We start from the raw sequence: 20,071 nt of genomic DNA on the forward strand, positions 1-20,071 counted from the left end.
TCCCCGAACCAATTCGACGGAGATTTTGCCCAAATCAGGCCCGTACGCCCACGAATAGCTGTTTTAACGGAGAATCTCCGTCGAATTGGTTACAGGGTCGACACGGTGGCCCGACTCGGGGTGAGCCTGCGCGGGCGGGGCGGCCGGTTCCTCCCCAGCGGGCGGGGGCGGCGAGAGTGCACGGATGCCGCCTCGGCGCGAGCCGGGGATTCGCCCGGGTGCTGAGCTTGCCGGGTGATCCGAGCCCAGGTACCCCTGACCCTCCCGCCCCGGGCGGCTGACCCTCCCGCGGCCGGGTTTCCGGTGATCGCGAGCCTGGCGCCGCTGGCCGTGGCCGGCATGATCTGGATGATCACCGGCTCGGCCTTCGTTTTGCTGTTCGCCATCCTCGGGCCGGTGATCGCTGTGGCGAGCATGCTCGACGCCCGTCGCACGAATCGTCGGGGCCGGCGCCGGGCCGCGACCGACGAGAGAGAGGCCCTTGCGGCCCTGCGGACGGAAATCTCAGTGCGGCACGATCTCCTGCGCCACGACCGGTGGCAGCGCACCCCCACCGCGGACAGCCTCGCGGTCGCCCCGAACCCGGGAGCGGTGGGCACGGGTACCGACGGGCTGGTCGCCCTGGGCTCCGGCCCGGTGGAGAGCGGCCTCCGGCTGGAAGGAGGGGCCGGCCTGGACGAACACCGCGAGCTGCGGGACACGGCCGCCACTCTGGCAGACGCTCCGATCACCGCCGAGGCGGTTGCGGGCATCGGCATCGCCGGTCCGCTCCCGCTGACGCGTGCGCTGGCCCGCGGGCTCCTGGTGCAACTGGTCTGCGGGCTGCCGCCCGACCAGATCGTGCTGGCCGTGCCGCCGGGCACCGGCTGGTCCTGGGCGCGGGCGCTGCCTCAGGGTACCCCCGGGGCGGCCCCCCGTCCGGAAATTCTGGTCTGCGAGGCTCCGGCTCAGCCCGCCCCGGCCCCGGCCGGCTCCCGGATGATCCTCGCTCTCGCCCCTACGCCGGGCGAACTTCCCTGGGGCTGCGACACCATCGTGCGGGTGCACGGTCCGGGCCGGGCCGAGATCCTGCGGTCCGGGCGGCACGCCCGGGGGCTGGGATTCCAGCCCGAACTGGTCAGCGTCGAACAGGCCGCCTCGGTCGCCGCACGACTGCGCGAGCGCGCCGCGGCGGCCGGGCTGGGCCGCAGGCAACCGTCGGTTCCCGCCACGGTTCGCCTGTCCGATCTCCCCGGCCACCGAGTCTCTGGCACCCGTCCCGTGCTCGAACCGGGCCGGGGCGACGGCCCCGGACCGAGCTTTCCGGCCGGGCTGAGCTGCCCGGTCGGATTGGCGATGCACGGCGAGGTGTCGCTGGACCTGGTCGGCGCCGGACCGCACGCCGTGGTCGGCGGCACCACGGGCAGCGGCAAGAGCGAGCTGCTCGTGACCTGGGTCGCCGCGATGGCGGCGGCGTTCGTGCCGAGCGAGGTGACGTTCCTGCTGGTCGATTTCAAGGGCGGCGCCGCGTTCGCGCCGCTCGGCGCCCTGCCGCACTGCGTGGGACTGATCACCGACCTCGACGGGCGCCAGGCCGCCCGGGCGCTGGCCAGCCTGGCCGCCGAACTGCGCCACCGCGAACGCGTGCTCCGCGGTGCCGGCGCCCGCGACCTGGTCGAGCTGGGGAAGAGAGGCGGGGCCGCGGCGCTCCCGCGACTCGTGATCGTGGTGGACGAATTCGCGACCATGCTCACGGCTTTCCCCGAGCTGCATGCGCTCTTCGTCGACATCGCCGCCCGGGGCCGGTCGCTGGGAGTTCACCTCATCCTCTGCACGCAACGCCCGAACGGCGTCGTCCGCGACGCCCTCCTGGCCAACTGCACCCTGCGGATATCCTTGCGGGTCAACAACCGCGCCGACAGCGTGGCCGTGCTGGGAACGGATGCCGCGGCGGCGCTGTCCGCCGAACACCCGGGACGCTGCCTGATCGCCACCGCGGCGGGCGCGCCGGTGCTCTGCCAGATCGCCACGACCTCGGAGAGCGAGATCCGCGCCATCGCCGACCGGGTCCTCGACCACGTCGACGGCGCGCCAGCCCTGGACGGACCCGCCCCGCGGCGACCGTGGCTCGACGTGCTGCCGGTCACGGTGACCCGCGAGGATATTTGGGCGGTGGAGGCCGCCAATGCTGCGGAGTCCGCCGAGTCCGCCGAGTCCGCCGAAGATGCAGAGTCCGCCCCGTCCACCTCGCCGGGACGGGCGCCGGAATCCCGACCAGGCCCCGGACCGACGTCTCTGCTGGGGTTGCTCGACGAACCCGAGCGGCAGCGCTACCGGGTGGCCCGCTACCAGCCGTTCCTCGGCGGAAACCTGCTCGTGCTCGGCGCTTCCCGCGCCGGCAAGACCGGCGTGCTGGCATCCCTGGCCGAGCAGTCTGCGTCCGCGCCGGACGCACCGTGCCAGGTTGAATTCGTCCCGCCGCACGTCGAGGGAGTGTGGGACGCCCTCGACCGTGCTCGGCGCCTCCTCGACAGCGACGTCGGTCCGGCCGGGCGCCTGCTGCTGATTGACGACTTCGATTCCGTCTACGCCCGCTGGGATCAGGACTACCGCCCGGCCGCGCTCGAGTTGCTGGCCGGACTGCTCCGCGACGGCGGAGAAGGCGGGCTGCGGGTCGTCGTCGCCGCCCAACGGCTTGCCGGGGCGTTGCAGGTGCTGCCCTCCTTGTGCCAGAACAGGCTGCTCCTGCGGCTCGCCGATGTGGCCGAACACGTCGGGGCCGGGGGAACGGCAGCCTCGTTCGACGACACAATGCCGGCGGGCGGAGGCACGTGGCAGGGCCACCGCATCCAGCTCCTCTGCCCGGAACCGGGCGCCGTGGCCCGCTGCGTGGCACTCGCGGCCCGCGGCGCCGAGGCGGGAGTCGCCGAGCACCTCGCCACGGGGCCCGACCGCACACTGCTTGTGGTTTCGGGTTCCCCGCCCCGCACGGCCGCTGCGTTCCGGGCCGCCGGTGGCGCCGAAATCGTGGATCTCGGCCGAATGACGGATGCCTCGCAACTGCGGGCGACGCTTCCCGGGGCCGGAACCGTCTTCGTCGGTGACGTGGACGCGTGGCAGACGCACTGGTCCCTGCTCGCGTCCCTCAAGCCGCGCGCGGAACTCGTGTTCGACGGCTGCAGCCTCGCCGACTACCGGATGATCAGCCGCCGGCGGGACCTGCCGCCGCCGCTCGCTCCCGGACGGGGGCGGATGTGGGCGATCCGCCCGGATGGAACGGTGCGCCGGGCCGTGCTGCCGGCGGGCTCGTGACGGGCGACGCGGGAGAGGGAAGACGCGGGAGAGGGAAGACGCGGGAGAGGGAAGACGCGGGAGAGGGAAGCGGAGGACCGGGCAGGCCCGGGTCAGCCGAGCGCGTCCGAGAGCGCGCGCAACTGAAGCCCGTGGGCGCTGGCCACCGGGGCGCTGGTGACCAGCCCGCCGACCGTGTTCAGGCCCAGGGCGAGCGCGGCATCCGCGAGCACGGCATCCTTCCAGCCCCGGTTCGCGATCATGCGCACATAGGGCAGGGTCGCGTTCGTGAGGGCGTAGGTCGAAGTGTTCGGCACGGCGCCGGGCATATTGGCGACACAGTAGAACAGCGACCGGTGCACCATGAACGTGGGGTCCGCGTGCGTCGTCGGGTGGGAGTCGGCGAAGCATCCGCCCTGATCGACCGCGATGTCCACGAGCACACTCCCCGGCTTCATCCGGGAAACGAGTTCGTTGCTGACCAGCTTCGGGGCTTTCGCCCCGGGGATCAGCACCGAGCCGATGACCAGGTCGGAGTCGAGGAGCGCCTTGTCGATCTCGTAGCTGTTGGAGGCGATCGTCTGCACGCGGCCGAAGTACAGGGCGTCGAGTTCGCGCAGACGGAACAGGTTGGTGTCGAGCACCGTGACCTGCGCGCCGAGCCCGAGTGCGACCTGCATGGCTGCCGTGCCGGCCACACCGCCGCCGAGCACGGTGACCCGTGCCGGGTGGGTGCCCGGCACGCCGGGGACGAGCAGGCCCGGGCCGCCATTGGGCTTGAGCATCGCGTTGGCGCCGACGATGGGGGCGAGGCGACCCGCGACCTCGCTCATAGGTGCGAGCAGCGGAAGCGTGCGGTTGGGAAGCTGCACGGTCTCGTACGCGATGGCCGTGACCCCGCTCGCCAGCAGCGCGTGGGTGAGTGCCGGCTCGGCGGCGAGGTGCAGATACGTGAAAAGAAGCAGGTCGGGGCGGAAGTAGCCGTATTCGGCGGCGACGGGCTCCTTGACCTTGAGCAGCAGGTCGGCGGCGGCCCAGGCGGACGCGGCATCCGGCATGAGGGTCGCCCCGGCCGCGCCATAGCTCTCATCGGTGATGGACGAACCGAGGCCCGCCCCCGTCTGAATCAGCACCTCGTGGCCGTTGGCCACCAGATCCTGCACCCCCGCGGGCGTGATCGCGACCCGGAATTCGTTGTTTTTGACCTCTGCGGGGACTGCGACCTTCATGGTGCTCCTTCCGGCTGCTGTGGACCCCAACGTCCATGCCCGAAATCCTACCTTCGCCCAACCGCCCTTTTCGAGTGCGTTTCTGCCGGGGGAGTGCTGATTCCGTGAGAAACCGCGGCGACAATTAACGATTTGGTCACTCTTGGGTGAAGAAACGGCCGTCCTGTGCGAGTATCTAGCAACTCGCTAAGTTGTGTGTGTTAGATCCCCGCTGAAAAACGCAAGGAGACCCGAACATGTTGCCCAGGCCGTTGCCCGCCGATCCCATGATTCAGCAGCTCATCCGTCAGGCCCAGCAGGCCAAAATGGGGCGTCGCACTCTCCTGGCCGGCGCGGGCGGCGGAGCAGCCGCCCTCGCCCTCGCCGCCTGTTCCAGCGGGGGCGCCAAGAGCAAGCCCACGGCAGCTGCGGACAAATCCGCCACCAGCAAACTCGTGCGCTGGGACAACTGGGCTCTCTACATCGACGTCGACGACGCCGGCAACTACCCCACCCTCCAGGCGTTCGAGGCCGAGACCGGCATCAAGGTCGAGTACACCGAGGCGGTCGACGACAACAACACCTACTACGGCAAGGTCAAGGACCAACTGGCGCTCGGCAAGGACATCGGCGCGGACACCGTCTGCCTCACCGACTGGATGGTCGGCCGGATGATTCGGTTCGGCTACACGCAGGAACTGGACCACGCCAACATCCCCAACCTGAAGAACCTCTTCCCGTCCTTGAAAGACGTGGGATTCGACCCCGGCCGCAAGATGAGCGTGCCGTGGCAGGGCGGGTTCGCCGGCATCTGCTGGAACAAGGAGAAGCTGCCGGGTGGCCTGACCTCGGTGCAGGACCTCTGGGCCCCCGAGCTCAAGGGCCGCGTCGGCGTCCTGTCCGAAATGCGCGACACCGTGGGCCTGATCATGCTCGACCAGGGCGTGGACATCTCCGGGGACTGGGGTGACGACGAGTACAACGCCGCGATCGACGAGCTGTCCAAGCAGGTCTCGGACGGCCAGGTTCGCAACATCAAGGGCAACGCCTACAAGGAGGACCTCATCAACGAGGACACCCTCGCGGCCATCGTCTGGTCGGGCGACATCGTGCAGCTCAACGCCGAGAACGGCGACAAGTGGGGCTTCTCCGTGCCGGAGAAGGGCGGCACGCTGTGGAACGACAACTTCCTGGTGCCGATCGGTGCCACCCACAAGAAGAACGTCGAGACACTGATCAACTACTACTACGACCCGGCCGTCGCGGCCGAGGTCGCGGCGTACGTGAACTACATCACGCCCGTCGTCGGAGCCAAGGAAGCCGCCATGGCGATCGACCCGGAACTCGCGAACAACCAACTGATCTTCCCGGACGAGGCCACCCTGAAAAAGGCGAAGGTCTTCCGCAACCTGTCCGGCGCCGAAGAGCAGAAGTACGACGCGGCGTTCCAGAGCATCCTGCTGGGTTCGTAGGAATGGCAACCGGCGCGTTCGCCAGCGCGGGGGCCGACCTGGAGCTGGTGGGCATCCAGAAGCGTTTCCCCGGCTTCACCGCGATCGAGCACCTCGACCTGAAGATTCCCGCGGGGTCGTTCTTCGCCCTGCTCGGCCCGTCGGGTTGCGGCAAGACCACCACCCTGCGCCTTGTCGCCGGGCTGGAGGAGCCGACGGCCGGACGGATCCTGATCGGCGGCACGGATGTCACGCACCAGAAGACGTTCCAGCGCCCGGTGAACACGGTGTTCCAGAGCTACGCCCTCTTCCCGCACATGACGGTGCTGGAGAACGTGGCGTTCGGGCTGCGCCGGCGCCGCATCGACGACCCGGTCGCCAAAGCCCATGAGGCGCTCCGCCTGGTGGAGCTGGACCACCTGGCGTCGCGCAAACCGCAGCAGCTGTCCGGTGGGCAGCAGCAGCGGGTGGCCCTGGCCCGGGCGATCGTCAACCGGCCGGCCCTGCTGCTGCTCGACGAGCCGCTCGGTGCCCTCGACCTCAAGCTCCGGCGCCAGATGCAGCTCGAGTTGAAGACCATCCAGGAGGAGGTCGGTCTCACCTTCCTGCACGTCACCCACGACCAGGAGGAGGCCATGACCATGGCCGACACCGTCGCGGTCATGAACAAGGGCCGGATCGAGCAGATGGGCGCCCCCGAAGAGCTCTACGAACTGCCGAGAACGGCGTTCGTCGCCAACTTCCTCGGCCAGTCGAACCTGTTCACCGGCCCGGTGGTCGGCAGCACCAGCGAGGCGATCTCCGTGGACGTGGCCGGGCAGCGAGTCGTGGTCCCGGCCGCCCGGGCGCACCGGCACGCCGGGGAGGTGACCGTCGGGGTGCGCCCCGAGAAGCTGAGCCTGCACGTCGAGGCACCCGCGGACGACGTCAACCGCAACATCGTGGGCCCCGGCCGGGTGGTGGACGTCTCGTTCAGCGGGGTGAGCACCCAGTATCTGGTCGAGGTGCCCGGCCTCGGCACCCTCGTCGTCTTCGCCCAGAACATGGCCTTCGGCCCGGTCGCCGGTGAGGGCGACGAGGTCTGGATGAGCTGGAACATCGAGCACGGCTTCGGACTCGACGACGACCCGTCGGACGAACCCCGTTTCGAGGCCGACACCTCCACCCGCAGCATCGCCACCCAGAAACGCGATTCCCTCCTCTCGGAGCTCGGGGGGGCCTAGATGGCATTCGCGGCCTTTGCCACCACCACCGCGCCCGAGCCGGCGGCTCGGCGCAGGAGCCCGATCGCCCTGCTCCTGCTGCTTCCGGGCATCCTGTACCTGGTCCTGTTCTTCCTCGCGCCGCTGGTGTCGCTGCTGCTGACGTCCTTCCAGAAGCCGACCGAGTTCGGCGACATCGGCCAGTTCGACTACGCCTTCAGGTGGGAGAACTACGTCGACGTGGTCCAGGCGTATTGGCCGCACATCGTGCGTTCGTTCGGCTATGCGCTGATCGCCACCGTCCTGGCCCTGCTGTTCAGCTACCCGCTGGCCTATTTCATCGGGGTGAAGGCCCGGAAATGGCCGCTGCTGCAGAGCCTCATGCTCGTGCTGGTGATCGCTCCGTTCTTCATCAGCTTCCTGCTCCGCACCCTGGCCTGGAAGCAGATCCTGTCCGACGAGTCGTTCATCATGACCTCGCTCAAGGCGCTGTCCCTGATGCCCACGGATGCCCATTTCACCGGCACCCCGATCGCCGTGATCTTCGGGATCACCTACAACTTCATCCCGTTCATGACCCTGCCGCTGTACACGACGCTCGAGCGGCTCGACCTGCGATACCTCGAAGCGGGCAGCGACCTGTACGCGCATCCGTTCGAGGTGTTCCGCAAGATCACCATCCCGCTGTCGATGCCGGGGATCGTGGCGGGGACGCTGCTCACGTTCATCCCGGCGGCCGGTGACTACATCAACGCGAGCCGGGACTTTCTCGGCGGACCGGACACCCAGATGATGGGGAATGTGATCGAGGCCAACTTCCTCGTTCTCCAGAACTTCCCGGCGGCGGCGGCGCTGTCGATCATCCTGATGTCGGTGATCCTGATCGTCGTGGGCATCTATGTGAAGCGCGCGGGCACGGAGGAACTGCTGTGAAGATCTCACTGGGCAAATGGCTGCTCCCGCTGTACACGGTTCTGGCGCTGACCTTCCTGATGGTGCCGATCGTGTACACCTTCGTCTTCTCGTTCAACGACTCGCTCAAGTCGAACATCACCTGGCGCGGGTTCACCTTCGACAAGTGGCTCAACGTCTGCGCCGTGCAGAACGGCGCCGTCTGCGAGGCGTTCGCGAACAGCATCATCATCGGCGTCGTGGCGACCATCGTGGCCACCGCCCTTGGCACCATGATCGCGATCGCGATCGCGATCGTGCGGTACCGGTTCAAGTTCCGGTCGCAGACCAGCCTGTTCCTGTTCCTGCCGATGGCCACGCCGGAGGTCGTGCTCGGTGCCGGGCTCGCCGCGCAGTTCCTGTCGATCGGGGTGCCGAAGGACATGCTCACGATCATCCTGGCCCACATCATGTTCTGCATCAGCTTCGTGGTGGTGACCGTCAAGGCGCGCGTCTCCAGCCTGGACCCGGCGCTGGAAGAGGCGGGGCGCGATCTCTACGGCTCGCCGACGCAGGTGTTCATGCGAATCACGTTCCCCCTGCTGCTGCCCGGGATCCTGGCCGCCGCACTGCTGTCCTTCGCGCTGAGCTTCGACGACTTCATCATCACGAACTTCAACTCCGGCGCCGTGACGACCTTCCCGAAGTACATCTACGTGTCCGCCGCCCGGGGGATCCCGGCCGAGGCGAACGTGATCGCATCCGCGGTGTTCATTTTCGCCCTGGTCATCGTGGTCACCACGCAGGTGTCCCAGGCGGCGCGGGCGAAGCGGCTGGCCAAGCAGGCCTGACGCAGCGAACCCGACCGGCCCCGACGAAAACGCCGGGTCCGGTCGGGTTTCAGCTGTGGTCGCGCACGGGGGCGGCTAGATGTAGCTGGCGCTGACCTGGCCGACCGGCCGGCCTCCGCCGTACACGGTGAGGCCGAGGTCCGGCAGGATGGCCTCCACGTCGGTGTGCGCGATCGCGCCGGCATCCGCCAACAGGCGCAGGGCGACGATGGTCGCGGCCCTCAGGTTGCCGTCCAGCATCTTGAGGGCGACGGTGACGCCGTTGGCGGCCGAGGCCACCATGATCCCTTCGGCGCCGGTCTTGATGAACAGGCCCAGACGCTCGATCACGATCGTGTCCGGCAGACCGGGTCCGGCCACGACCCAACCATGCTGGCGCACGGCCTCGGCCAGGAAACCGGCTTCGCGGTAGATCGCGAACGGGGAGTTGGACTTGGACGTTGCGATGCGGGCGATGCCGCGGGCCAGGGCGGTCAGCGACAGGGCGTGCACGGGCGCGCCGCAGCCGTCGATGCCGGTGGCGGAGGGGCGCTCACCGGTGAACCGCTCGACGACGTCGAGGATTCTCTTCTGCAGCGGATGCTCCGGCTCGAGGTAGCCGGACAGGGCCCAGCCGTTCTGCTTGCAGGCCACGAGCATGGCCGCGTGCTTGCCAGAGCACTCCATGTAGACCGGGGCCTTGCCGGCGCCCAGGCGCACCAGGGCGTCGCGCGTGGCGGAATCGTTCGGCCAGGCGGCCGGGCAGGCTAGCGCCGTCTCGGGGATCCCCGCGCGGGACAGCAGGGCGCGCACGAGATCCGCGTGCCGCTGTGTGCCGCTGTGGCTCGATGTCGCGATCGCGGCGTCCTCGCCTCGCAGCGTGACCCCGCTGGCCATCACGGCGATGGCCTGGAACGGCTTCATCGACGAGCGCGGGAAAACCGGGCTCGTGACGTCGCCGAGGGCGCGGAGGACCGCGCCCTCGCTGGTCAGGACGACCGCCGACCCGGCGTGCCGGGACTCGATGAAGCCGTTGCGTTCGATCGTCGCCAGTTCGACCGCGTCGCCGACCGTGAAGGTGTGGGCGGGGGCGTCGGTGAGTGAGTCGTGTGTGAGGTGCACGGGTGCGAACGCCTAGAGCGCGGCGATCGCGTCGTCGATGACCGCGAGGGCATCGGCGAGGAGGGCGTCGGTCACGGCGAGGCTGGGCAGGAAGCGCAGCACGTTGCCGTAGGTTCCGGCGGTGAGCAGCAGCACACCGTGCTGAGCGGCGTAGGTGGCAATGGACGACACGGCGGCGGCGTTCGGCGCCTTGGTGGTGTCGCCGGTACCCGGCTGCACCAGTTCGATGGCGATCATGGCGCCGCGGCCACGGATGTCGCCGATGATGTCGTACTTGTCCTTCAACGCCCCGAGACCGGCGCGCAGCGTGTTCTCGATCCGCACGCCCTCGGCCAGGAGGTCGTTGCGTTCGATCGACTCGAAGACGGCGATCGCGGCCGCGCAGGAGACCGGGTTTCCGCCGAAGGTTCCGCCGAGCCCGCCGGGCTGGGAGCCGTCCATGATCTCGGCGCGACCGGTGACGGCGGCCAGCGGCATTCCGCCGGCGATGCCCTTCGCGGTGAGTACGAGGTCGGGGGTCCAGCCGAAGTGCTCGCTGGCGTAGTACTTGCCGGTGCGGGCCATGCCGCTCTGGATCTCGTCGGCGATCATGACGACCCCGTTGGCCGTGCACCAGGTCTGCAGAGCAGTGAAGAAGCCCTCGGCCGGAACCATGAAGCCGCCCTCACCCTGGATGGGCTCGACCACCAGGCAGGCCAGGTCGCTGGCGCCAACGACCTTCTCCAGGTACGCGATCGTGCGCGCCGCGGCATCCGCGCCACTGAGTCCGTCGTGATAGGGGTAGGAGCTGGGGGCGTGGTAGACGTCGCTGGCGAGGGGGCCGTAGCCGGTGGCGTAGGGCATGGCCTTGTAGTTCATGGCCATGGTCAGCACGGTGCGGCCGTGGTAGGCGTGGTCCAGTACGGCCACGGCGCGGCGGCCGGTGTACTTGCGGGCGATCTTGACGCCGTTTTCGACGGCTTCGGCGCCCGAGTTGATCAGCACCGATTTCTTCGGGAAATCGCCGGGGGTGTGCTCGGCGAGCAGCTCGCAGACGCGCACATACTCCTCGTAGGGCGTGATGGTGAAGAGGGTGTGGATAAAGTCCTGGGTCTGGGCGACGGCGGCCGCGACGACGCTGGTCTCGGTGTGGCCGATCGTGGTCACGCCGATGCCGGCGCCGAGGTCGATGAACTGGTTGCCGTCGACGTCGACGAGGATCGCGCCGTTGGCCTGGGCGATGTAGACGGGCAGGGCGCTGGCGACGCCGCCGGACACGGTGGCCAGTCGGCGCTTCTGCAGGTCGGCCGATTTCGGGCCCGGAACCGCGGTCACGATCCTGCGTTCCTGCGTCACCGTGTAAACCGGTGCGGCGGGGGTGGACGGGGTGGTCGAAGGCGTCATCGTGTCAGTCATGGTGTGACCAGTTTACCGATCCGGTCCACGCCCGGCGCGGCGTTTTGCTGCGAGAATCGGTTCCCAGGGCTTGAGGTCTGCTTCAGAATCCAAAAGGAGGCGCCGTGATCGGTGCACATCGCTACGCCGTGAGTGTCGCCTGGACCGGCAACCGGGGCACCGGCACCAGCGGCTATCGCGACTACGGCCGGGAACACCTGATCGAGGCGGCCGGCAAGGAGCCGATCAGCGCATCGGCCGACCGCAGCTTCCATGGGAACGCAGACCGGTGGAATCCGGAGGAACTGCTGCTCGCGGCCCTGAGCGAGTGCCACCTGCTGTCGTTCCTGCACGTGGCGGTCCGGTACGGCGTCACCGTTGTCGCCTACACGGATGACGCGGTCGGCTCGATGGTGCAGACCCCGGATGGCGGCGGCCGCTTCACCGAGGCGATCCTCCGCCCGCAGGTGACGGTTTCCGATCCCGGCCAGTTGGAACTCGCCCAGTCCCTGCACGCCGAGGCGGCGCGCCTGTGCTTCATCGGCGCATCCGTAAACTTCCCGGTCACGCACCAACCGGTCACGGTAGCCGTCACCCACTAAGCCACCACGCGCCCACCACCCGCCCACCAAGCGCCGAGCCACCACCCGCCGAGCCGTGAGCTTGACTCCCATTTTTTCAAGAAAATGGGGCGAAACTCACGGCTCGGCGAACGGATGCGACGGGGTGACGGGGTGACACGACCGGGAGAGGCGACCGGGGGAGGCCGCGCCGGAAGGGACTACAGGCCGGACAGGGCGGCGAGGGTCTCCTCGATTACGGTGGCGGCGTCGTCGATCAGTTCCTCGGAGATGACGACTGACGGCATGATGCGCAGCACGGAGTCCCAGCTGCCGGCATCCAGCACGATTACACCGTTGGTGGTGGCGTGCTTGATGATGGCGGTGAGTGCCTCGGGGTACGGCGTGGTCGTGCCGGGGTGCACGAGCTCCACGCCGAACATGGCGCCCTTACCGCGCACGTCGCCGACGACGGAGAACCGCTGGGGCCAGTCGCCGATGCGCGCCCAGAGCGCCTTCTCGACCCGCTGCGCCTCGCCGAGGAGGTCATCGCGCTCGATCAGGTCGAAGACCGCGAGGGCCGCCGCGGTGGAGACCGGGTTGCCGCCGAAGGTGCCGCCGATTCCGCCGGGCTGCACGGAATCCATGATATCGGCGCGGCCGGTGACCGCGGCCAGCGGGAATCCGCCGGCGATGCCCTTGGCCGTTGTGACCAGGTCGGGCACGACGCCGTGGTGCTCGATGGCGTACCAGGTGCCGGTGCGGGCGATGCCGGCCTGGATCTCGTCGGAGACGAAGACGATGCCGTTCTCTGTGCAGAATTCGCTCAGCCGCTTGAAGTAGCCGGGGGCGGGGATGACGATGCCGCCGTCGCCCTGGATCGGCTCGATGAAGAAGGCTGCGATCTCGGAGGCGCCGATGTGGGTGTTGATGTAGTCGATGGTCTTCTCGGCGGCTTCTTCACCGGTCAGGCCGTCTCGGTAGGGGTAGCTGGTCGGCACGCTGTAGATCTCGCCGGGGAAGGGTCCCATGCCGGCTCGTTCCGGCCAGGGGCGGTAGGTCATCGCCATGGTCAGGTTGGTGCGGCCGTGGAAGGCGTGGTCGAGCGCCACGATGGCGCGACGGCCGGTGAACTTGCGGGCGATCTTCACGGCGTTCTCGACGGCTTCGGCGCCGGTGTTCACCAGGACGGAGCGCTTCTCGAAGTCACCGGGGGTGATCTCGGCGAGCTTCTCGGCGACCGCTACGTAGTTCTCGTAGGGAGTGACTGTGAACAGGGTGTGCGTGAGCTTGGCGGCCTGCGCGGCGGCGGCCGCGGCCACGTCCTGGTTCGCGTGGCCGATGGTGGTCACGCCGATGCCGCAACCGAGGTCGATGATCTGGTTGCCGTCCACGTCAACGAGGATCGCGCCGGCTCCGTGATCCATGTAGATATTGACCAGCGTGCCGGCGCCGCGAGACACCGAGCGCAGGCGACGTTCCTGCAATTCGACCGATTTGGGGCCGGGGAGGGCCGTGACGAGTTTGCGTTTTTGGGGTACCGAATACTCTGCAGACATGACTCCAGCTTAGGTCGCGCCCATTTCCGCGGTGTTTCCGACCGGCCGGAGAGCGGCGAGACGGGCCCGGACGGCAGCCGGAGTCAGACGCGTTCGCGCGGGAAGACGCGGTCGGCGAGCTTCTGCAGCGTGCCGGACGGCGGCGATTCGTTGTACTTGCCGGCCAGTTCCTGATGGGACAGGGAGTGGATGGCGGCCATGACCTCGTCGGTCGCGGCGCGCCGGGCCTTGCCGGACTCGGGGGAGCCGTGGCGACGCAGGTCGAGGGGCTCGCCGAAGGCCACGGTGACCTTGCGGATGCGGGGAAACCTCGCCCCGACCGGCTGGATTTCCTGCGTGCCGATCAGCCCGACGGGCACGACGACCGCTCCGGTGGTGAGAGCCAGCCAGGCCACCCCCGTGCGCCCCTTGTACAGACGGCCGTCGAGAGACCGGGTCCCCTCCGGATAGATCGCGAAGGCGCTGTCGGACTCCAGGATGCTGCGCCCGGCGTCCAGGGCATCCTGCGCCGCCTGCCCGGCCCCGCGCTCGACTCCGACCGCGCCGATCGAGGTGAAGAAGGTGCGGCAGACCCAGCCCTTGAAACCCGTGCCGGTGAAATAGGTGGACTTGGCCAGGAACTGCACGCGCCGCGGCGCAGACAGCGGAATCACGATGCTGTCGATGAAGGACAGGTGGTTGCTGGCGAGGATGACGGGACCGGTCCGGGGGATGTTCTCGCGCCCGGTGATGGTGGGACGGAAGACCAGCCGGGCGATCGGCGCCATGATGCCGTAGCCGAGGAAATAGACGAATCCGGGCCGTTTCGTGGCTTCCGGTTCATCGGCGACCGGTTCGACGTGAGGCTTGTCCTGGGGTTCGTCGTGAGCTTCGTCCTTGGCACCGGTCATCCGACGACCCTACCGCCACGGTGCCGCCCGCCACGAAAGGACGGCGTCGCGCGCCCCGGCCGGGGGCCCGGGGCTCTGGGCGGACCGGGCTCCCGGACGTAACATGGAAAGGTGCGCAGACGAGTAGTTATTCTCGGGTCCACCGGCTCGATCGGAACCCAGGCCCTCGACGTGATCAAGCGGAATCCCAGCTGGTTCGAGGTGGTCGGGCTGTCCGCGGGCACCAATCGCACCATGCTCGACGAGCAGGCGGCCGAGTTCGAGGTCGAGCACACGGCGCTCGGCGCCGACGAGGCCGAACAGCTGGTGCGCGATGTGGAGGCCGACGTCGTGCTCAACGGCATCACCGGTTCGGTGGGTCTCGGGCCGACCCTCGCCGCGCTGCGGGCCGGGCGAACCCTCGCGCTGGCCAACAAGGAATCGTTGATCGTCGGCGGAGACCTGGTGAAGTCCCTGGCGGCGCCGGGGCAGATCGTGCCCGTCGACTCCGAGCACTCCGCCATCGCCCAGGCACTGCGCTCCGGCACTGCCCGTGAGGTGCGGCGCCTGGTGCTGACGGCATCCGGGGGGCCGTTTCGCGGTCGCAGCCGGGGTCAGCTGGCGGGTGTCACCCCGGCGGAGGCACTCGCCCACCCCACCTGGGACATGGGCCCGGTGGTCACCACGAACTCCGCGACGCTCGTCAACAAGGGCCTCGAGGTGATCGAGGCGCATCTGCTCTTCGACGTCGGGTACGAGCACATCGACGTGGTCGTGCACCCGCAGTCGGTGGTGCATTCCATGGTCGAGTTCATCGACGGGTCCACGATCGCCCAGGCCTCACCGCCCGACATGCGCCTGCCCATCTCCCTGGGCTTGTTCTGGCCGAACCGCGTCTCTGCGGTCGGCGTGCCGATCGACTGGACCACCCCGCACAGCTGGACCTTCGAACCCCTCGACACCGCGGCCTTCCCGGCGGTCGACCTGGCCAAACAGGTGGGGCGTGCGGGATCGACCTACCCGGCCGTGTTCAACGCGGCCAACGAGCAGGCGGTCGCGGCGTTCCATGCGGGCGCCATCGGCTTCCTCGGCATCGTCGACACCATCCAGCGGGTCGTCGAGGCGCACGAGCAGGACGGCCCGCTCACCCGCGAGTCGCTCGCCGCGGCCGAGGTCTGGGCGCGGGCCGCGGCCGACGCGCTCATCGCCGGCTGACGGCGAGCCCGGCCGCAGGCACGCTCACTGCGACACGGTGACGGATGCCGCGGCTCAGGTCGCGGCGCCGGGCCGCCGGTAGCTCTCCGCGGTCGTGCGAAGTGCCTGCGCCCACGGGGTCGCGGAGACGCCCAGTTCGCGCTCGGTCTCGGTGGAATCGATCAGATAGGGCACCAGGAACTGGTAGCTCGAGGCCCAGATCTCGCGCATCATCGGGTTCATCGCACCGAGGGAGCGCAGCAGCAACTGGGGGTAGCCGCGCACCCGGCCCCGACTGCCGTAGCGGCGGTTCAGCTGGTCGGCGATCTCGGAGCGGCTGATCGCGGCGCTCGGCACATGCCAGAGCCGGCCCCAGTCGCCCGCACGGTCGGACGCGGCCACCAGGGTGGTCACGATGTCCGGCAGGTAGCTCCAGCTGTGCACCAGGCCTGGCAGGCCGACGACCCTCGCCGTTTTCGAGCCCAGGATCGCCGTGAAGAACCGGTCTCCGAGATGGGCCGTGCCGACGACATCCGGGCCGAAGTAGTCGCTCGCGCGCACCTCGACGGCCTTGATCTCGCCTCGTTCGTGGGCTTCGCGTACGAGCCGCCAGCCCTCACGGCGCACCACACCCTTCGTCTCGGTCGTGGTCTCGGGGGAATGCTCGGTCATCGGCCCGTCGGGCAGGCCGTACGGGTAGAGGTTGCCCATCACGACCAGGGCAGCCCCGGACGCCGTCGCCGCCTTGATCGCCGCATCTATCACCGGCGGCCACTGGCTGGGCCAGTCGGTGTAGCGGGGATTGGTGCAGAGGAAGATGGTCGAGGCCCCCGCGGCGGCCCGGCTGAAGGCCGTGGGATCACCGGCATTGAGCACGACCGACTCGGCTCCGGCGGCCGCTGCCCCCGACCGGGTGGCGATGGAGACCTGGTCCCCGCGCGCGGCAAGCCGTTCGGCGAGCGGGCGGCCGATCATACCGGCGCCGACTACGAGCTGCTGGGGCATGGGACCTCCTGGATTCGCCGCCGACGCTAGTCGTCGCAGTTGTCGTCCTTCTTCTTACACGTGTCTTTCCCGTTGTCCTTCCCCGTGTCCTGTCCGGGGTCGGCGGTGGCGGCCGGCGCGGGAGCCACGGTCGGCTCCGGCTTGCTGGCGATGATCGCCGCATCGAGGTCGGCCGAGACGACGTTGAGGGCGGATTGCACCTGCGCCGAACGCTCGGCGGTGACCTGGCCGGCCGCGGCTGCGGTCAGCAGGTCGGCCTGCACCGCGACGAGTGCGGATTTGGCGCCTTCGAAGTCACCGGCTGCGGCGTCGGTGCTCACTTCCTGCACGCCGGACTGCAGCTTTCCGGCGATTGCCGGGTCCAGCGCCGGGGGCGTGTTCGAGCATCCGGTCAGGGTGGCGGCGACCAGGAACACCGTGGCCAGGGCGAGGGTCAAGCGGGGGCCGTGCGTCATGGCGTCAGGCTTTCCTGGAGCTGCTGGAGGTGGGTGCCGAGTGGCCCGTCGACGGCCGGGTAGCTGGCCGGTGGCGCGCTGGGTTCGGCCGCACGGGGGGAGAAGACCACGACGGCGAGCAGGATGGCCGCGGCTGCCACGACGACCCCGATCACCAGTCTGCGCCTGCTGCGGGGCAGGGCGGGGGAGGGTGCGTCACCGCGGGGGTGCGCTGCGGTGAGGAACTCGGTGGGCTCATCCCGGCCCGGGGCCGGCATGACCTTCGTGGCGGCGAAGACCAGAGTCGGGTCGGGAGCCTCGGCCGCGAACACCCTGGTCGGATCGAGGCGTTCCGTGCTCTCGAGGCGTTCCGTGCTCTCGAGGCGTTCCGTGGCGCCGAGGAGCTCGGTGGGGTCGTTGGCGCCTTCGGCCGCGAGGACCATGGTGGGGTCGAGCGTCTCCGGCGTCGGCAGAATTTCCGTGGCGGCCGTGATTCCGTTGGCCCCCATGACCTCGGTGAGGGCCGTCGCATCCGTCTGGGCCTCTGCGGTGGCCAGGCGGCGCAACTGCACGGCCGCGTCCTCCGAGCTCAGCCGGTCGGCGGGCTCCCGGCTCGTCATTCCGCCCAGGACCTCGGCCCAGGCCAGGCCCAGCTCGGCCGGGATTTCGGGCTGGCGCTGCAGCCGGGCCATCGCCGATTCGATCGCGGTTCCGGTGAAGGCGCGCTCACCGGTCAGGCATTCGAGCAGCACGAGGCCCAGCGAGTAGACGTCGCTGGGCGGCCCGATCGTCGTTCCGAGCGCCTGCTCGGGGCTGAGGTAGCCGGCGGTACCCAGCAGCGACCCGGTCGCCGTGAGCCGGGTCGCGTCGAAGAGGCGGGCGATGCCGAAGTCGGCGAGTTTGGCGTGCATGGCCCGGCCGGGGAACCCCGAGGGCGCCAGCAGCACGTTCGCCGGTTTGATGTCACGGTGGATGATTCCGCGCGCATGCACGTAGTGCAGCGCCTCGGCCAGGTCGGCGCCCATCGCGGCGACCTCGTCCGGGTGCAGGGGCCCGGAGGCGATCCGGCTGCGCAGATCGGTGCCGTCGACGAGTTCCATCACGATGAACGTGCGTGAGACGCCGTCGATCACGGCCGTGCCGGCATCGAAGAGGGTCACCAGCGCGAAGTGGTTGAGGCTCGCGAGCACGGTGACCTCGCCGCTCTGGCGTTCGGGACCGGCGTCGTCGGCCGCGTCCAGCCGGAACAGCTTCACGGCCACGGTGCGTCCCAAGTACAGGTCGGTGGCGCGGTAGACGGCCGCCATCCCCCCGGTGCCGAGGAGGGCGTCGATGCGAAAGCGGTCGGCCAGGCTGACGCCAATGGGACCGACGGTGTGTTGCGTGGACAGAGGGGACCTCCCGGTGGATCCGCGCAGTGAGAGGGATCCGTTGGGTCAAGCAAACCACACCTCTCAGGGGGAACGGCCAGCGCCCTCGCAGGATGGTGTGGGTAATCTACGACTGTGGAAACCGTGCTGCTGTACATATTGGGCGTCGTCGTCGTCGTGATCGGCCTTGCCCTGTCCATCGGCCTGCACGAGATCGGCCACCTGCTCCCGGCCAAAGCCTTCGGGGTCAAGGTCACCCAATACATGATCGGCTTCGGTCCCACGCTCTGGTCCCGCCGCAAGGGCGAGACCGAATACGGGGTGAAAGCCGTGCCGCTCGGCGGGTACATAGCGATGATCGGCATGTTCCCGCCGGCCAAAAAGGGCGGCAAGGTGCAGGCATCCAGCACCGGCTTCTTCAAACAGCTGGTCCAGGAGGGCGCGCCCGAGAAGAAGCAGAGCGCCCTGTCGACCATGGTCGACGATGCCCGCCAGTCCAGCGCCGATACCATCGGCGAGGGCGAGGACCACCGCGCGTTCTACCGCCTGCCCGTCTTCAAACGCGTCATCATCATGCTCGGCGGCCCCACGATGAACCTGCTGATCGCGGTCGTGCTGTTCGCGATCCTGCTCATGGGCTTCGGCACGGCGCAGGCGAGCACCACCGTCGGCAGCGTGTCCCAGTGCGTGCTGCCGGCCACGAGCACCCGCCAGGCCTGCGAACCGACCGACGAGAAGGCCCCCGGCGCCGCGGCCGGCCTCCAGCCCGGCGACCGGCTCGTCAGCATCGACGGCGCCGCCATCACGAGCTGGGACCAGTCGACCGCGATCATCCGTGAGTCGCCCGGCACCCCCCTCACCGTCATCGTCGAGCGAGACGGTTCCCCGCTGAACCTCACCATCACCCCGAAACTCACCGAGCGGTACGTGACGGATGCCGCCGGCAAGGTCGAGAAGGATTCCGCCGGCAAGGCGGTCACCCAGGAGGTCGGCTTCGTCGGGATCGGCCCCGCCGGCGAACTCGTGCAGCAGCCGGCGACCGCCGTGCTGCCGGCGGTGGGCGACAACATCGGCGCCGTCGTGCACATGATCGCCAACCTGCCCCAGCGCATGGTCGATATCGCAAACGCCGCCTTCGGACCGGGGGAGCGCGACCCCAACGGCCCGATCAGCGTGGTCGGCGTCGGCCGCGTCGCCGGCGAGATCGCCAGCATCGACACGATCCCGGTGGCCAGCAAGATCGCCAGCCTGCTGGGTCTTCTGGCCTCCCTCAACGTGGCCCTGTTCGTGTTCAACCTGATCCCGCTGATGCCGCTGGACGGTGGGCACGTGGCCGGCGCGCTCTGGGAGGGCCTGCGTCGCTGGGTCGCCCGGCTGTTCAAGCGCCCCGACCCGGGCCCCGTCGACACTGCCCGGCTGATGCCGCTGACGTTCGCGGTCGTGATCGTGCTCGGCGGCATGAGCCTGCTCCTCATCTACGCCGACATCGTCAAGCCCATCAACCTCTTCGGCTGACCCGCCTGACCCGCTCGCTCCGAGGTGCGGTGAACCAATTCGACGGAGATTTTGCCCTAAAAGCGGTATTTCGGCGTTTTCGGGCCGTTTCGGGCAATATCTCCGTCGAATTGGTTAGGGGCGCGGGGGCGCAGAGAGCAGGGCGCGAGCAGCGGGCCGCAGGGCCCCGGACGCTATAGCGGCCTACTCCCGGCGGAGTACGCCGGCCGGGCCCGTC

General features: G+C 69.2%; 16 protein-coding genes. 8 read left to right on the forward strand and 8 right to left on the reverse strand.

The features are described from left to right. Nucleotides 1–234 precede the first annotated feature (234 nt). Nucleotides 235–3,291, forward strand: a complete 3,057-nt coding sequence (locus tag E3T37_RS03225) for an FtsK/SpoIIIE domain-containing protein (RefSeq protein WP_134365402.1) — start codon at nucleotides 235–237, stop codon at nucleotides 3,289–3,291. Nucleotides 3,292–3,383: 92 nt separating this feature from the next. Here the strand turns inward: E3T37_RS03225 and ald are convergent, their stop codons facing one another. Beyond that, nucleotides 3,384–4,499, reverse strand: a complete 1,116-nt coding sequence (ald, locus tag E3T37_RS03230; protein WP_134365403.1) for an alanine dehydrogenase — start codon at nucleotides 4,497–4,499, stop codon at nucleotides 3,384–3,386. Between the two features lie 236 nt (nucleotides 4,500–4,735). Between ald and E3T37_RS03235 the strand changes: the two genes are divergently transcribed. Genes E3T37_RS03235 through E3T37_RS03250 form a run of 4 tightly spaced genes read left to right on the forward strand, consistent with a single transcriptional unit; the run spans nucleotide 4,736 to nucleotide 8,873 of the window. After that, nucleotides 4,736–5,950: a PotD/PotF family extracellular solute-binding protein gene (locus tag E3T37_RS03235; protein WP_134365404.1), complete on the forward strand. Its 1,215-nt coding sequence runs from the start codon at nucleotides 4,736–4,738 to the stop codon at nucleotides 5,948–5,950. A 2-nt stretch (nucleotides 5,951–5,952) separates the two neighbouring features. After that, nucleotides 5,953–7,152 carry an ABC transporter ATP-binding protein gene (locus tag E3T37_RS03240; RefSeq protein ID WP_134365405.1) on the forward strand — a complete coding sequence of 400 codons (1,200 nt, stop codon included), beginning with the start codon at nucleotides 5,953–5,955 and terminating at the stop codon, nucleotides 7,150–7,152. Further along, nucleotides 7,153–8,064: an ABC transporter permease gene (locus E3T37_RS03245; protein ID WP_134365406.1), complete on the forward strand. Its 912-nt coding sequence runs from the start codon at nucleotides 7,153–7,155 to the stop codon at nucleotides 8,062–8,064. It abuts the gene before it with no gap. Next, nucleotides 8,061–8,873 (forward strand): ABC transporter permease, encoded by an 813-nt coding sequence (locus tag E3T37_RS03250; protein ID WP_174844089.1) that lies wholly within the window; start codon nucleotides 8,061–8,063, stop codon nucleotides 8,871–8,873. The genes E3T37_RS03245 and E3T37_RS03250 overlap by 4 nt, the downstream gene beginning before the upstream one ends. Nucleotides 8,874–8,948: 75 nt before the next feature. On the opposite strand, the gene E3T37_RS03255 is transcribed toward E3T37_RS03250, so the two are convergent. Then, nucleotides 8,949–9,974 carry an asparaginase gene (locus E3T37_RS03255; protein ID WP_134365407.1) on the reverse strand — a complete coding sequence of 342 codons (1,026 nt, stop codon included), beginning with the start codon at nucleotides 9,972–9,974 and terminating at the stop codon, nucleotides 8,949–8,951. Between the two features lie 12 nt (nucleotides 9,975–9,986). Further along, nucleotides 9,987–11,369, reverse strand: coding sequence for a 4-aminobutyrate--2-oxoglutarate transaminase (gene gabT / locus E3T37_RS03260; protein ID WP_134365408.1), 1,383 nt, complete (start codon nucleotides 11,367–11,369; stop codon nucleotides 9,987–9,989). A gap of 107 nt (nucleotides 11,370–11,476) precedes the next feature. Between gabT and E3T37_RS03265 the strand changes: the two genes are divergently transcribed. Further along, complete coding sequence (locus tag E3T37_RS03265) at nucleotides 11,477–11,950, forward strand: OsmC family protein (protein WP_370261659.1); 474 nt, start codon at nucleotides 11,477–11,479, stop codon at nucleotides 11,948–11,950. Between the two features lie 179 nt (nucleotides 11,951–12,129). On the opposite strand, the gene E3T37_RS03270 is transcribed toward E3T37_RS03265, so the two are convergent. Both E3T37_RS03270 and E3T37_RS03275 read right to left on the reverse strand, forming a co-directional pair. Next, nucleotides 12,130–13,467, reverse strand: a complete 1,338-nt coding sequence (locus E3T37_RS03270; protein ID WP_134365410.1) for an aminotransferase class III-fold pyridoxal phosphate-dependent enzyme — start codon at nucleotides 13,465–13,467, stop codon at nucleotides 12,130–12,132. 83 nt (nucleotides 13,468–13,550) lie between these two features. Further along, entirely contained in the window at nucleotides 13,551–14,357 is an 807-nt protein-coding gene (locus E3T37_RS03275) for a 1-acyl-sn-glycerol-3-phosphate acyltransferase (RefSeq protein WP_134365411.1), read from the reverse strand. 111 nt (nucleotides 14,358–14,468) lie between these two features. On the opposite strand from E3T37_RS03275, the gene E3T37_RS03280 reads away from it, so the two are divergent. Next, nucleotides 14,469–15,551 carry a 1-deoxy-D-xylulose-5-phosphate reductoisomerase gene (locus E3T37_RS03280; protein WP_134365412.1) on the forward strand — a complete coding sequence of 361 codons (1,083 nt, stop codon included), beginning with the start codon at nucleotides 14,469–14,471 and terminating at the stop codon, nucleotides 15,549–15,551. A 54-nt stretch (nucleotides 15,552–15,605) separates the two neighbouring features. Here E3T37_RS03280 and E3T37_RS03285 read toward each other — a convergent pair whose 3' ends face one another. From E3T37_RS03285 to E3T37_RS03295, 3 genes are read right to left on the reverse strand one after another with little or no spacing between them, the layout of a single operon-like run. After that, a complete protein-coding gene (locus tag E3T37_RS03285) occupies nucleotides 15,606–16,535 on the reverse strand; it encodes an NAD-dependent epimerase/dehydratase family protein (protein ID WP_134365413.1) in 930 nt (309 codons plus the stop codon). A gap of 26 nt (nucleotides 16,536–16,561) precedes the next feature. Then, nucleotides 16,562–16,990: a hypothetical protein gene (locus E3T37_RS03290; protein ID WP_134365414.1), complete on the reverse strand. Its 429-nt coding sequence runs from the start codon at nucleotides 16,988–16,990 to the stop codon at nucleotides 16,562–16,564. Next, on the reverse strand, nucleotides 16,987–18,387 hold the full coding sequence (locus tag E3T37_RS03295; RefSeq protein WP_370261662.1) for a serine/threonine-protein kinase: 1,401 nt from the start codon (nucleotides 18,385–18,387) through the stop codon (nucleotides 16,987–16,989). The genes E3T37_RS03290 and E3T37_RS03295 overlap by 4 nt, the downstream gene beginning before the upstream one ends. A gap of 87 nt (nucleotides 18,388–18,474) precedes the next feature. On the opposite strand from E3T37_RS03295, the gene E3T37_RS03300 reads away from it, so the two are divergent. Then, a complete protein-coding gene (locus E3T37_RS03300) occupies nucleotides 18,475–19,854 on the forward strand; it encodes an RIP metalloprotease (protein ID WP_198415950.1) in 1,380 nt (459 codons plus the stop codon). The last annotated feature ends 217 nt before the right edge of the window (nucleotides 19,855–20,071 follow it).

The sequence above is a fragment of the Cryobacterium sp. TMT2-10 genome, from assembly GCF_004403075.1.
Taxonomy (GTDB): domain Bacteria; phylum Actinomycetota; class Actinomycetes; order Actinomycetales; family Microbacteriaceae; genus Cryobacterium; species Cryobacterium shii.

Coding starts and splice junctions, on each gene's coding strand:
- ald (WP_134365403.1), bottom strand. CDS start 4,499: ATGAAGGTCGCAGTCCCCGCAGAGGTCAAAAACAACGAATTCCGGGTC.
- E3T37_RS03235 (WP_134365404.1), top strand. CDS start 4,736: ATGTTGCCCAGGCCGTTGCCCGCCGATCCCATGATTCAGCAGCTCATC.
- E3T37_RS03240 (WP_134365405.1), top strand. CDS start 5,953: ATGGCAACCGGCGCGTTCGCCAGCGCGGGGGCCGACCTGGAGCTGGTG.
- E3T37_RS03245 (WP_134365406.1), top strand. CDS start 7,153: ATGGCATTCGCGGCCTTTGCCACCACCACCGCGCCCGAGCCGGCGGCT.
- gabT (WP_134365408.1), bottom strand. CDS start 11,369: ATGACTGACACGATGACGCCTTCGACCACCCCGTCCACCCCCGCCGCA.
- E3T37_RS03270 (WP_134365410.1), bottom strand. CDS start 13,467: ATGTCTGCAGAGTATTCGGTACCCCAAAAACGCAAACTCGTCACGGCC.
- E3T37_RS03275 (WP_134365411.1), bottom strand. CDS start 14,357: ATGACCGGTGCCAAGGACGAAGCTCACGACGAACCCCAGGACAAGCCT.
- E3T37_RS03285 (WP_134365413.1), bottom strand. CDS start 16,535: ATGCCCCAGCAGCTCGTAGTCGGCGCCGGTATGATCGGCCGCCCGCTC.
- E3T37_RS03290 (WP_134365414.1), bottom strand. CDS start 16,990: ATGACGCACGGCCCCCGCTTGACCCTCGCCCTGGCCACGGTGTTCCTG.